10 protein-coding genes are annotated in these 13,083 nt (G+C 59.5%); 2 read left to right on the forward strand and 8 right to left on the reverse strand.

The features are described 5' to 3' along the window. Positions 1 to 611, reverse strand: a 611-nt coding sequence (locus LAN64_19155; protein MBZ5569949.1) for an Ig domain-containing protein, incomplete at its 3' end; no start/stop codon positions are given. Between the two features lie 435 nt (positions 612 to 1,046). Here LAN64_19155 and LAN64_19160 point away from each other — a divergent pair. Continuing rightward, positions 1,047 to 1,604, forward strand: a complete 558-nt coding sequence (locus tag LAN64_19160; protein MBZ5569950.1) for a hypothetical protein — start codon at positions 1,047 to 1,049, stop codon at positions 1,602 to 1,604. A gap of 219 nt (positions 1,605 to 1,823) precedes the next feature. Further along, the gene (locus LAN64_19165) at positions 1,824 to 2,534 is read left to right on the forward strand and encodes a response regulator transcription factor (protein ID MBZ5569951.1); all 711 of its coding nucleotides are present in this window, start codon (positions 1,824 to 1,826) and stop codon (positions 2,532 to 2,534) included. A 69-nt stretch (positions 2,535 to 2,603) separates the two neighbouring features. Here LAN64_19165 and LAN64_19170 read toward each other — a convergent pair whose 3' ends face one another. From LAN64_19170 to LAN64_19200, 7 genes are all read right to left on the reverse strand, one after another. Then, positions 2,604 to 3,605: a metal-dependent hydrolase gene (locus LAN64_19170; GenBank protein MBZ5569952.1), complete on the reverse strand. Its 1,002-nt coding sequence runs from the start codon at positions 3,603 to 3,605 to the stop codon at positions 2,604 to 2,606. Between the two features lie 77 nt (positions 3,606 to 3,682). After that, positions 3,683 to 4,690 carry an NAD(+) synthase gene (gene nadE / locus LAN64_19175; GenBank protein MBZ5569953.1) on the reverse strand — a complete coding sequence of 336 codons (1,008 nt, stop codon included), beginning with the start codon at positions 4,688 to 4,690 and terminating at the stop codon, positions 3,683 to 3,685. Further along, positions 4,687 to 6,240, reverse strand: coding sequence for an AMP-binding protein (locus LAN64_19180; protein MBZ5569954.1), 1,554 nt, complete (start codon positions 6,238 to 6,240; stop codon positions 4,687 to 4,689). The genes nadE and LAN64_19180 overlap by 4 nt, the downstream gene beginning before the upstream one ends. Further along, entirely contained in the window at positions 6,230 to 6,508 is a 279-nt protein-coding gene (locus LAN64_19185; GenBank protein ID MBZ5569955.1) for an acyl carrier protein, read from the reverse strand. Before LAN64_19185 ends, LAN64_19180 begins: the two co-directional genes overlap by 11 nt. Next, entirely contained in the window at positions 6,468 to 8,447 is a 1,980-nt protein-coding gene (gene asnB, locus LAN64_19190) for an asparagine synthase (glutamine-hydrolyzing) (GenBank protein MBZ5569956.1), read from the reverse strand. Before asnB ends, LAN64_19185 begins: the two co-directional genes overlap by 41 nt. Positions 8,448 to 8,475: 28 nt before the next feature. Beyond that, the gene (locus LAN64_19195; protein ID MBZ5569957.1) at positions 8,476 to 8,748 is read right to left on the reverse strand and encodes a transposase; all 273 of its coding nucleotides are present in this window, start codon (positions 8,746 to 8,748) and stop codon (positions 8,476 to 8,478) included. Positions 8,749 to 8,811: 63 nt separating this feature from the next. Beyond that, the coding region (locus tag LAN64_19200) for a putative Ig domain-containing protein (GenBank protein MBZ5569958.1) at positions 8,812 to 13,083 on the reverse strand (4,272 nt) is incomplete at its 5' end.

Consider the following 13,083-nt stretch of genomic DNA (forward strand, 5'->3'; position numbering starts at 1 on the left):
TGCAGCGCTGCGCTGTAGGCAGTGCCGGCGGTGGCGTTAGCCAGAGAGCTGGTCGTGATGGTCAACGTGACCGGCGCCGACGCCACACTCAGCGTTAGGGCCTTGGTTGCCGTCGATGGGGTGGTTGCCGAATCCCTTACCGAAGCCGTGAAATTGAACGAACCGCTCGCCGTGGGGGTGCCGGAAATCGCGCCCGTGCCGGCGTTGAGGCTCACGCCAGCCGGCAATGCGCCTGCCGAAATCGACCATGTGTACGGCGTCACCCCGCCGCTGGCCTGCAGCGCTGCGCTGTAGGCAGTGCCGGCGGTGGCGTTAGCGAGAGAGCTGGTCGTAATGGTCAGAGAACTGTTAACAGCGACACTGAGGGCTTGGCTTGCAGTCGCCCCATTTGCATCGCGCACGGAAATTGTGAAGCTGGAGCTTCCGGACTGCGTGGGAACGCCGGTAATCACGCCGCTTGAGCTTAGAGTGAGCCCTGAGGGCAGTTGGCCGGCCGATATGGTCCAGGAATAGGGTGACGTACCCCCAGTAGCCTGCAGCGTTGCCGTGTAGTTCGAGCCTAGCAGTGCGGCGGGGAGCGACGTGGTCGAGATCACGACGGCAGCCGGCACAGCACTATTCTGAGATGAACAGGGCAGATAGTATTGGAAGAGCAAGGAGGGCTGACAGTCTCAGGCGCGTCAATTTTCCGCCTCCGTGAGTTCGTGGTTTGCAGCATCACCGACTGTAGCCAAAGGAAAGGCCCCTAACTACTGAGCAGAAGGCCGGTTAGAGTCCAGTGCATGGTCCCTGTACCGACACCTGTACGAACGTACAGGTGCATTGGTCCCGTTGGCTTTTCCTTCCCAGTTTTCTTGCTGCGAGCCGAAACAGAGACCAGCGTGGGACGACTACTACCGGCGGTCGCAAGAGTTGATTACCGAAGTGCAGATGCGCGGGCTAATTGTCTTTGCCGCAGGGTCGGATATCTGGTCTCATTACGTTAGTACATGCACGGCTTGTCCTAGTGGGCATGTACCAGGGATTACATCACTGGGAGGTTTGGAATGTTGCTCGCGGTTGTCTTACTTCTCGCACAGGATGTGACGGTCCCACCGGCGAACATTCAGGAGGCCAGCCCCCAGGTTATTCTGGCCAGCGCCACCGCATTGCCTTCAGCACCGTCGGCACTAAACGGAACACTGGAGCCATCGCCAGAACTGTCCACAGCGGTTCTGAACGCCACACCTACGAATCCAACACCTGCGGGTACTTCGATCGAGCCTGTCCTCCTGGTGAAGCCATCGAAGCCGTCGCCGGCAGGTAGCAAGCGCGTTTGGCTGGCGCTCACCATCGCACAACACAGTGCGGCCACTTTTGACGCGTGGACCACGCGCCGAAGGGTCAGCTCCGGCAGTTATCATGAGAACTACCCGCTTCTGAAGCCGTTCGCAGGAAACAGTTCTTTGTACGCGGTGGTGCAGATTACGCCCGTGGTGTTCGATTTTGTCGGCCAGCGAATGCGTCACAGCGATCGGCCCTGGATGCGGCGGATCTGGTGGGTGCCACAGGCCGCGCAAACCGTCACGCACCTAGCCTTCGGCGCGAGAAACCTGAGCAAGTGAATCGGCGCAATGTTGAATTCGAATACCGAATAGAAGAACTCTGAGTTTGGCAGCCTTCTTGCTCGTGGGTTCGAAACCGGGCGCGAGCGGTAAGCGCAAGTTGGTGATCAAGCGGCAGATACCGTGCATTCCCAGTCCATGGTGGGGCGTACTTTCTACACACTGGCGGTACCTTATGAATTGGCTATTCTGTTGTTCACAGGTCATTGCTGAGGTAGAATGCGGGAAATTCAGAGTTCTGGCAAGCGCACACGCATGTCGAGACCGTGCTCGAAAAAGAAAGTGGGAGTGTGTCTGGTCTCGTCGCATCCTTTAATTCTAGCTAAGTTCCAAGAGCAGCTACTGACCTCCGACTTCCAGTTGCAGACCTGTAGAATAACAGCGGAAGACGGCACCGTGGCCTTGCCACGTGCCGACGTTTACGTCGTGGACTCATTCAGGCACCAGCCCCTGACCGAAGAACTGGTGGCCACGATCATGAGCCGCAGCCCCGCCTCGGTGATCGTTGTCCTGGCCGATTCGTTTCCCGAACCGATCGCGTTTCCTCTCCTGCGCCTCGGGGTGAAAGGACTCCTGCAATACTCCGATGCCGAGCCACAACTCCCTGGCGCGCTGCAGGCGGTCAGCGCCGGCGGTTATTGGGTTCCTCGGACGACACTGGGGCGAATGCTGGAGCACATATGGACGACTGACCGACGGCAGCGCGGCATGCACATGCATACGACCGTCAGCCCCCGCCAACGACAGATCTTGAAGTGCCTGCTGGAGAACCTTTCTAACAAAGAGATCGGCGAAAGGCTGAACATCTCGGAGCGGACCGTCAAGTTTCATGTATCCAATCTGCTGTCCAAATACGGCGTGCGGCGGCGGGCGGATCTCATATTGCTCTCCTACCAAACCGAGCAGGTAAGCGCAGCCGAAGTCCCGTAGTGGCACCGGCGCTCTGCTGGTTGCACACGTCGCCTAACTCAGCCAGACCAAACCGGGGCGAATACGCCTCTACTGCTGTTTTCCGTGGGTCGAGCTCTCGGGAGGCGGCAGTGGACCGCTTGGATCGTCGTCAGCGGTGAGGTGGCGCTCAATTCTATTGATTACATTCGCCTCTCGCGCCTGGCGCATGAATTCCGTTCGTAGTTGGCGAAGGTATGGCTCTGCAGTTCGTTGTCGTTCGGCCAAGGGCCGCCCGGAAGTGGAATAGAAATCCGCGAGATCGACCAGTAGCCAGAAGTATCCGGGGTCAGCCGCGTAGGAACGCAAGTAATAGAATTCGGCACGGGCCCTATTGCCCGCGCCGGCATAAGCAGCCCCCCTAATATAGTCAGTTCGCCCAGGCTTAGCGACGGATGGCCATTTGTCCGCCTCGCTGACGGTTTGGAGCGCGGCAGAGTAGTTGCCTGCCTCCAACAGGGCATGGGCACTTTCGAACTGACGCTCCCGCACGCTGCGGAGGTACTGTGTTGACGCGGCCGCCAGCATCAGGGCCAGAATTGCGATCCTGGCCGGCCAACGGTTCTTGGGCACTGGCGTGGCCTGGCGCGAACTCTTTCTGCGGTACTGGAGGAGCGCAACAATTGCGAATGCCGAGCCGAAGATCAGCGACTCGGCGAGGGCGTCGGTCGGCAGCAGCGCGAAACCCGATACGCGGGGGGAGAAAGGCCAACAGAGAGCGCGATCGGTTGCCTGGGCCAGATCGAGCAAATCGTGGCCCGCGATGCAGGCAGATGAGATGAGGAATGCGCGCGCCGTGGAAATGCGGTTGAGGTGTTTCAACCACGGCACCACCGCGACCGATGCGACAAATGCAAACACCAGGGAGTGGCTGAAAACTCGTGCCCTGCTCCAACCTGCCAGGTGCAGCAGTTGCGTGCTGAGATCCGGCAAATAAGAAAGCACTGCCGCAGTCGGAATCCACCAAGCGGAGACTGCGCGCGCCTTCGGCGGTGAAGCTTCGGTCGCGATTCCAATCGCCAGTCCGGCAAACGCATGTCCCAGCACGGGCATGGAAATTCCTCGCTAGAGATGGTCCCTGGTTCCGAGTCAAGTACATTCCGCGGCAATGGGTTCGGCGCCCGCGACTATCAATTTGCGTCTTGCGCGTCCACTTCCGGCACAGCTTCCACCAGCAGGGGTTTGAAATGAAGGTACCGCGTCGCGGTGCGCTTGGAATCAATGGCGGCGAATACGCGATCGACTTGTTGCGTCGTCAGACCGGCGGCGGTGGCAACGGTTGCAACGCTCAAGCCCGCATTCTTGCCGAACAGGCACAGATCGAATTTGTCCAGCGGCAGGGAAAAATAGAACTCTTCCTGCGATTGCGGCAGCGAGAAAGTGTCGGTCGTCGACGGCCGTTGCTGAATCTCCTGCGGAATCTGCAGGTAAGCGGCCAGTTGGTAGACCTGCGTCTTATACAAATGGGCAATGGGCTTCAGGTCGGCGGCGCCATCGCCGTTCTTGACGAAGAAACCCTGGTCATACTCCAGCCGGTTGGGTGTGCCCGCCACCGCATAATTGATCCGATCGGCATGGTAGTACTCCAGCATCTTGCGCGCGCGCTGCTTAAAATTGGTGGCCGCAACGATGTCCGAGTACGCCTGCGCAGTCAGCCGGACCTTCTTCTGGTTGCCCTCGGGGGACTGAACCACGAGCGAGGAAATCGCGTAGCGCGCGCCCGTGGTGGCATCCGGCATCACGAGTTTGCATTTCCAATTCGCGCCGTACTCGGGCACGAGAGAACGGATCGCGTCGTCGCGGCGCCGGTAGCATCCGGCGGCCGTGAGAATCGGACTGATATCCTCCAACCTCGTATCAATCCGGAGCCTGCGCGCCAGCAGTTCACCGTAGCGAAGACTGTCGTCGGAGGAGTCCAACTCCGGCAGGAACAGCCCCAGGACGCGTTCCCTGCCCAACGCGCGCACGCACAGCGCCGCCACCACGCTACTGTCGATGCCACCGGAAATCCCCAGCACCGCACCCTTGCGGCGCAAGCGGTTCAAGATCTGATCGCGAATTGCCGTTTCAATGCGCGCCGCTTCTTGCGCTGCGTCGATCGTCAACATTGACGCAGATAACGGTGTCCCTGTGCTCATTCGCCCGCTCCCGCGCCGGCCAGCGCTCGTTTGCTGATCTTGCCCGTGGCAGTCTTGGGCATGTGGTCGCAGAATTCGATGACCTTGGGGACCAGGAAGTCTTCAAGACGTTCCTTGCAGTAGCGGAGTACATCCTGCTCAGAGATGCTGGCGCCGGTTTTCAGCGTGATGAACGCCTTGACAGCACTGCCGAGCACGGGATCTGGAACACCCACCACGGCCGCTTCGGCGATCGCGGGATGCGAGTACAGCGCATCCTCGACTTCTTTGGGGCTGACCTTCTCGCCGCGCGTCTTGATGATGTCGTCTTTCCGCCCGACCCAGTACAGGAAACCTTCTTCATCACTACGAAACAAATCGCCGGTGTAGAGCACCTTTTCGGGCCAGGGAAACGGTCCGTCCTTGAGGCATTTCGCGGTGTCCTCCGGCATCTCCCAATACCCCTTCATCACGTTGGCGCCGCGCACCACCAACTCGCCGACCACTCCTGGGCCAACGCATTCGCCCTTGTCATCGGCGATGTAAACCTCTTCGTTCGGCATTCCCTTGCCGATCGAGCCCGGACGAAGGTCGATCTGGTCGGGCGGGAGATAGCTGACGCGCTTACATTCCGTCAGCCCGTACATGGAGTAGAGCTTCACATGCGGAAACAACTGCCGCAGCTTGCGTATGTGCTCGGTGGGCAGCGCCGCCGCCGTGTTGGTGATGTAGCGAAGGTGGGGAAACGAAAACTTACTGAGATCGAGCTGCAGGAGGATGCTGGAAATCGTCGGCACGATGGGCAGGCCAGTGACTTTCTCCCGCATGATTGTCTCGATCACCACATAGGGATAAGTGAAGGAGCGCTCGATGACCAAGGTGGCGCCGCTCTTGAAGGCCATCAGCAACTGATAGAGGCCGTAATCGAAGGAAAACGGCAACAGGCAAATGATGACGTCTTCCGGCGTGTTCTGCAGGTAGGTGGTGATGGAAGTGGCCGCCGAAACCATGTTGAGATGCGTCATCATGACGCCCTTGGGCCTGCCGGTGGAGCCGGAGGTATAAATCAGCGCTGCCAGATCGATATCGATGCAGCGCTTGAGCGGGCGCGTGTCCGGCGCGGTCGCCAGAACTTCGTCAAAGCGGTAAAACTTCTTGGCCGTGGTTTCGGGAAAAGCGCCAGCGCCGCTTACCACGAGCGTCTTGAGGTGGGGCGTGTTTCCCCAGCAGTCGCGCATGCCGCCGAGTTTGGTGTCGGCGACGATGAGGGCCTTGGCGCGACAGTTGTTAAGGACATAGCTAAGTTTGTCGGCTTTGGTGGTCGGATTGACAAGTAAGAAGACCGCGCCGGCTTTCAGAATGGCAAACACCGCCACTGCCGTCTCGATGGAGTTGTCCATCAAGACAGCGACCCGGTCATGGCGCTGGACGGCGGCCGCGATCAGTCCCTGGGCCAGCCGATTGCACTGCGACTCGACTTCCGCGTAAGTCAGCCGCTGCGCGCCGTAGATCAGGGCCGTTTTGTCGGGAAACTTTTCGGCACTAAGCTCGAGGAACTGTTCAACTTGCATTGGCGGCGCTCCCCGCCTCCAGGACCTGTTTCTTGTGCTCAAGGAATGCAACCAGGTTGTCGATGGAGTCGAGATTCTCCGGAACCAGTTCCGCATCGTCGATGGCAATGGCGAAGGTCTTCTCGAGATACGAGAGCAGCTCCAGCATGCCGGTCGAGTCGATCAACCCCTGTACCAGGAATGAATCGCCGGTTGCAAAACCGTTGTCCTGACCAAAAAGAAAGTTGTCAACTACGAACTGGCGTAGCTGCTGTTCGAGAGACTGCATGGTCCTCCTTGGGTACCTGTTTTTGGAAACCACGGATGAATCGATCCACGACGACCTGAGCCGACAAAATTCCCACCAACGCCATATTGTCCTTAGTCCCGATGGCGCGGCCGTCGGCAAACTTGTCAGTAAGCTTCTGCACCGCAACCGGGTTGAACAGCCCATTTTCGCGTATGTGGTCGGCGGATAACAGGTGACGAACGTAATCAGGGGCGGCGGCGTGGAAAAAGCTCTTCCCGTCGGGCGCGCGGTACGGTTGCTTGTGTCGCCTACGCACGGACGGGGGCAAAAGGTCGCCGACACACCGCTTCAGGATGTACTTTTCGTTGAGTACCTTCATCTTCAGCGCGGGTGGGATCCGGGATGCAAACTCCACGACACGGTGATCGAGGAACGGCAACCTGATCTCAACGGAATGAGCCAGGGCGACGCGGTCGCCCTGCGAGGAGAGAATGTATCCGGGCAACAGGTATAGGGCTTCCAGGTATTGTGCCTGGCACAAGCGTGGCCAGCTGCCGTACTGGGCGGGCAGCATGGTTGCCAGGTCGGCATAAGGATCGTAGGCGGCGGTGGCGGTCCGGAGCGCGTCCCCGAAGAACAGCTTCAGTTTTGAGGTCAGTTCCCAGCGCGGGAGGTGGGAGAAAAATGGGCTGGCCATGTCACCCGCATTCACGCGGAAGAATGCGCGCAGATACGCGTCGGATTGGTTTTGCACGTTGTGCAGATATGGATACAGGCGGCGCAGCAGCAGGGGCCGGAGGCGTGACTCGGGACGGGCTCCCCAAAAGCTACGAATCTTCGCCTCCTTGAAGATGTCGTACCCGCCCAGCATCTCGTCCGCGCCCTCGCCGGTTACCACCACCTTGTACCCGCCCTCGCGCACCAGTTTGGACAGGATGAACAGGGGCGCCGGAGCGGTACGCAGGATAGGCTTCTCGGTGTGCCAGATCACCTCGGGAAAGACGCGGCCGATGTCCTGGTAGGTGCAGTGAATGCGCTGGTGATCGGTGCCGAGATGCTCGATGACCTCGTCCTGATAGCGGCTCTCGTCGAACTCGGGGTCTTCGAAGCCTACGGAAAAACTGCGGACCGGCGTATTCGTGAAGCGCTTGACGATGGCAGTCACGAGCGAGGAATCCAACCCGCCGCTCAAGTAGGTGCCCACCGGTACGTCGGCGCGCAGGCGCAGGCGCGTTGCATCCACCAGTAGTTCCCACAACTCATCGACGTATTCTTGCTCGCGGCGCGCACCTTCCGGGTCGGGATGGAAATCAAGCTGCCAATACCGGCGAATCTCCGATTTGCCATCCTGCAGAATCAGGGAATGCCCCGGAGGTAATTCCCGCACGCCTTCGAAGATGGTGCGCGGCGGCAAGGTAAACCAGTAGGTAAAGACCTGTGATAAGGCAGTGGAATCCAGCCGGCGCTCGACTGCCGGATGCGCGAAGAGAGCCTTCACTTCCGACGCGAACAGGAAAGCGCCGTTGCGCTGGGTATAGAAAACCGGGCGGACTCCAAGCCGATCGCGCGAGAGAAACAGGCGCCGCGTCTTGCAATCCCAAATGGCAAACGCCCACTGACCGTTCAGCTTCCGAACGCAATCGGGCCCTTCTTCCGCATACAGGTGGAGCAAGACCTCGGTGTCTGACCGGGTAGCGAACTGGTGTCCTTTGCGCAGCAACTCCTCGCGGAGTTCGACGTAATTGAAGATCTCTCCGTTGAAAGTGATCCACAGCGAGCGCTCCGCATTGGACATGGGCTGCGCACCGCCAGCGACATCAATAATGCTGAGGCGCGCGTGGCTGAAGCCGGCCTCGCCATCGGTGAAGACACCGCTGGCGTCCGGGCCGCGATGGCCAAGCATCGCGATCATGTCGGCCAAAATACGCGCATCGGCCGGACGACCGTCAGTGTTGACAATTCCAGCTATACCGCACACGTTGTTCCGAGCTTGTGGAAGTGTGTTGTCAGATGCCTATCCATTCTAAGCCAATGCCGACCGATGTGCTGCTCGGCGGGGCTGCGGTTGGGCAGGCACACGACGCGGGGTAGTCCTGGCGCACCGCGTCGTGCACATGCTTGCGCGTTTTCGCCAGCAGGTTGCGCAGCTTGTGCACGGCGCAGCGCTGGTGCGCCGCCTCCGGCCGTATTCGCCCCGGCGCCGCCTCCAGCCCGGCGTTGCCGTCGCTGACCACCAGTTGCGACCAATCCCGCGCGCCGTCAGATCCTTCTATCTCCATGGAGTCGCCGACTTGACCGTGATGTGGCTGGACGAGCCGATCCGCATCCAGCCACGGACATTGCTAGTTTGTTTCGTAAACCCCCAAGTCTGGAGCGCTCCCGCTGTAAGCCAGGCTCACTCCCTGCCCCTGCGTCCAGCTGAGGCTGCGGTCCAAGGTGAGCGTGTTGGTCGTGTAGTTGACCGCTGTCACCACCGCCACGCTGGTCGAATTCGCCAGTTGGATGGTGTCGCCGACTTCTGCTTGGATTCCGAAACCGTCGAAGAAATAGCCCGCGTCGGCGACTTGCATCGAGGCTCCGGAACCGGCGCTCGACGTGGTTGTCAGGAAGGTCCCAGCGTTGATCATCGGGCTGCTGGGCTGGAGATGGAAGTCGTGGCCGGCAGCGTTCACGAACCCCGGATCGACTTCGAGATTGTTCGCGTAGAGTGACGGGTTTTGCGACTGGGCTTGCGCCAAGGTGAGGTTGGTGTAGTTGAACTGGATGACGCCCGATTCTCCGGCGGCGTTATTGAAGATGTCGTTGCGCTCCACGCGGAACCCGCTGCTCTGATAGTTGGAGAGTTGCGACCCGCTCGGATTGTTGTCGTTCCAGGGAACGGGCATGGGCGAGTTCTTATAGAAGATGTTGTTCTTAAGGACGTTGTCTTGGTCGCCGCTGGTGGTGGCCGAGCCGCCGCCGATGTTGTTGTAGAAGACGTTGTTGTAGGCGCGGTTGTAGTTGTCGTAGTCGGCCTCACCGGAGTAATTGGTGAAGTCCAGTCCCGCGCCCTTGGTGTTGTAGAAAATGTTCCGCCTGATGATCCCGTTCTGCCCGGCGTACTGGATGCCAGCGAAGGGACCGTCGCCGTTGTTGGCCGCCGTCAGGACGTAAGAGTTGCCTTCGATGAGGTTGTGCTTAGTTGAGTTTAGTTCGGTAACTGGAACACCGGGTTCGCTAGTGGTGCAATCGAATACCTCCTCACCCTTCTGACGGGAGTTGGAGAAAGTGTTGCCCCGGATGACGTTATAGTTACCGCACTTCAGGGCGAATAAGGTGTGGTCGGCATCGGTAAACGTGTTGCCCTGGATCAGGTTGTGGTCCGAGCTGAACATCGTGAGGCTGTCCCCGGAACTGTTGAGGAAAGTATTGTTCAGGAATTTGTTGTAGTTGGCGTTGAGGAAACTGGATGCAGTGAAAGCTCCGGTCCCACCATTGAACCTGTTGTTCTGCAGGGTGACGTACTGCATGTTGTCTCCCTCCAGCCAAGATTCAGCGTTGGAAATCGTGAACCCGTCAACCACCAGGTATTGCCGATTGGTAAGCTGGATCGCAGGACTGCCACCGTTGATCGTGGCCGTTTCCCCCGAATAGACTCTCCATGTGATCGGGCCAGCGGCCGTCCCGGATTTGGCTGGCGCAAGTTGGCTAAAGGTTCCGGCCCTGACCAGGATCGTGGTACCTGCCGAGGCCGCGGAACCTGCCGAGGCCATGGTCTTGTAGGCGGTGGCGGTCCCGCCGGTACAGTTTCTGGCACTTGCGTTGTAGGTCGTGCATGAAGCGGAGGAGATATTGGCATCAAGGTAGATCGTGGTGCCAGAAGGCGGCTGGTTGCTGATGGTCGCCAGGATGCTGGCCACCGCAGAGTTGTTGGCTGCATCACGGGCGGTCGCCGAGAATGTATGGCTACCATTGGGATAGGAATTGCTGTTGACGCTGATCGAGTAAGGCGACGAGGTGATCTCGTTTCCGAGGTTCGTCCCGTCCACCTGGAACTGGATTCCGGCGACTGCCACATTGTCCGAGGCGGTGGCCGACAAGGTGAAGGTGTTCGATACCGTCGCTCCGTTTGCCGGCGCGGTGATCGAAACGGTAGGCGGGGTGGTGTCGGACACATTGCTGACGTTCACGGTTGCCGACGCCGTGTTGGTGTTGCCCGCTGCATCCCTGGCGACGGCTGAAATAGCATGACTCCCGTTGCTTGCGGTAGTCGAGTTCCAACTCATCGAATATGGTGTGGCCGTGACCTCTGCCCCAAGATTCGTCCCATCCACCTTGAACTGGACTCCCACGACCCCAACATTATCCGAAGCGGTGGCCGACAGGGTGACATTCCCAGATACGGTCGAGCCGTTCGAGGGGGATGAGAGAGAAATAGTAGGCAGAGTCGTATCTCCGCCACCACCACCGCCGCCCGACAGCGGGATAGTAAATGTCTCCCATAGGACAGGGTTCCCGGCGGAGGATTTAAAGGTATAGGTGCTGAAGGTAACGCTGGTTGGCGTCACTGCCGTGATCACGTAGAAGCCGTTATCGTTGTATACGGAACCGTCATCTACTTGCCAGAATTTGCCGGCTCCGATCAGTCCCGACCACAGAGAAGGATCGCCCTTCAAGCCGCCGTTCACGTCGTTCCAAGAGCGTTCCCAGACCACGGTGCGGTTGCCGTCCAACAACGCGCGCGATGGGCAATGGTCGTGTCCGCGATAAATCGCGGTCACATTGTTGGCGGCCAATACCTTGGCTAAAGCAGAGGTATTAAAATCCGAGTTGTGCTCGCTCCATGCCGAGCAGGCCGAGGTGTAGCTGTGAGCCACAATGCCGACGTGGGTGAAGACGAACTTCACTGGCTGAGTGGTTGCCGCCAAATCCTGGCTCAGCCAATCCAGCTGCGATGAGGTGGGATCAACGGTTGCGCCATTCGCATCACTGGGTCCGAATTGGCTGTCATCCGACACAGTGCTCGAAGGCGAGAATTTCTCGAAGTCGTCAAGGAAAACGAGGTGAGCATTCTTGAAATCGAAGGAGTAGACCGCGGCGTTGGGAATCCGCTGAGAAGTCTGAAGAGGACCGCGGTTGAAGTTTGATACGCCCGGAAGCTGCAACGCCAGCCGCGAACCAGCGGCATTGGCACTCCAGTTATTTCCATACGTGCTCTCCCACCAGGAAAGGGTGGGATCGTCGCTACCATAGTTGTGGTTCCCCATCGTGCTGAAGAAGGGATACTCGGTTTCGCCGCAAGGCCGCTTGCCGGAAAGGGCAGCATCGACGGTTTCACGGGCGTCTTGCAGATTCTGGAGGTCTCCTTCGCCAATTGCCATTCTTATATTCGGGTCTAGTGCATATACTCTGCTCAGGACGCCGTTATCCAGGCCACTGCCTTCACCCATCATGTAGTCATCGGAAAAGTTTACAAACGAGAAGCTGGTTGAATTGCAATCGAGCGAGCCCACAGGGTTGACCTTCACAGAGGCGGTCACAGACCCGGACTTACCGCCATTATCTGTAACGGTCGCGGTCACTGTATAAGTTCCGGCAGCGGGGTAGGTGTGGGAACCGGAGGCGGCATTAACGACAGTACCGTCACCAAAGTTGATGGACGTACTCGCGATGGTGCCGTCCGGATCGCTGGAGCCCGCCGTCGAGGCCGTAACCGCGAGCGGTGCGGTGCCGCTCGTTGGAGTCACAGAAAGCTTGGCGACAGGAGGCTGGTTCGCAGGAGCGACCGTCACAGTGGCGGTCACAGAACTGGATTTGCCGCCATTGTCCGTAACGGTCGCGGTCACCGTGTAAGTTCCGGCAGCGGCGTAGGTGTGGGAACCGGAGGCGGCATTAACGATGGTACCGTCACCAAAGTTGATGGACGTACTCGCGATGGTGCCGTCCGGATCGCTGGAGCCCGCCGTCGAAGCCGTAACCGCAAGCGGTACGGTACCGCTCGTTGGGGTCACAGAAAGCTTGGCAACAGGATACTCGTTCGCGGGAGCAACCGTCAGCGAGAGTGCTTTGGTTGCAGTTACTGGCGTAGGCGCGGAGTCTCTTGCCGCGAAGGTCGGGTTGAAGGATCCTGAGGCCGTGGGCGTGCCGGAAATAGCGCCCGTGCTGGCGTTGAGGCTCACTCCCGCCGGCAATGCGCCCGCCGAAATCGACCATGTGTACGGCGTCACCCCGCCTGAGGCTTGCAGCGCTGCGCTGTAGGCAGTGCCGGCGGTGGCGTTAGCCAGAGAGCTGGTCGTGATGGTCAACGTGACCGGCGCCGACGCCACACTCAGCGTTAGGGCCTTGGTTGCCGTCGATGGAGTGGTTGCCGAATCCCTTACCGAAGCCGTGAAATTGAACGAACCGCTCGCCGTGGGGGTGCCGGAAATAGCGCCCGTGCTGGCGTTGAGGCTCACTCCCGCCGGCAATGCGCCCGCCGAAATCGACCACGTGTACGGCGTCACCCCGCCGCTGGCCTGCAGCGCTGCGCTGTAGGCAGTGCCGGCGGTGGCGTTAGCCAGAGAGCTGGTCGTGATGGTCAACGTGACCGGCGCCGACGCCACACTCAGCGTTAGGGCCTTGGTTGCCGTCGATGG

The sequence above is a fragment of the Terriglobia bacterium genome (assembly GCA_020073185.1).
GTDB lineage: Bacteria > Acidobacteriota > Terriglobia > Terriglobales > Acidobacteriaceae > JAIQGF01.

Coding starts and splice junctions, on each gene's coding strand:
- LAN64_19160 (MBZ5569950.1), top strand. CDS start 1,047: ATGTTGCTCGCGGTTGTCTTACTTCTCGCACAGGATGTGACGGTCCCA.
- LAN64_19165 (MBZ5569951.1), top strand. CDS start 1,824: ATGCGGGAAATTCAGAGTTCTGGCAAGCGCACACGCATGTCGAGACCG.
- LAN64_19170 (MBZ5569952.1), bottom strand. CDS start 3,605: ATGCCCGTGCTGGGACATGCGTTTGCCGGACTGGCGATTGGAATCGCG.
- nadE (MBZ5569953.1), bottom strand. CDS start 4,690: ATGAGCACAGGGACACCGTTATCTGCGTCAATGTTGACGATCGACGCA.
- LAN64_19180 (MBZ5569954.1), bottom strand. CDS start 6,240: ATGCAAGTTGAACAGTTCCTCGAGCTTAGTGCCGAAAAGTTTCCCGAC.
- LAN64_19185 (MBZ5569955.1), bottom strand. CDS start 6,508: ATGCAGTCTCTCGAACAGCAGCTACGCCAGTTCGTAGTTGACAACTTT.
- LAN64_19195 (MBZ5569957.1), bottom strand. CDS start 8,748: ATGGAGATAGAAGGATCTGACGGCGCGCGGGATTGGTCGCAACTGGTG.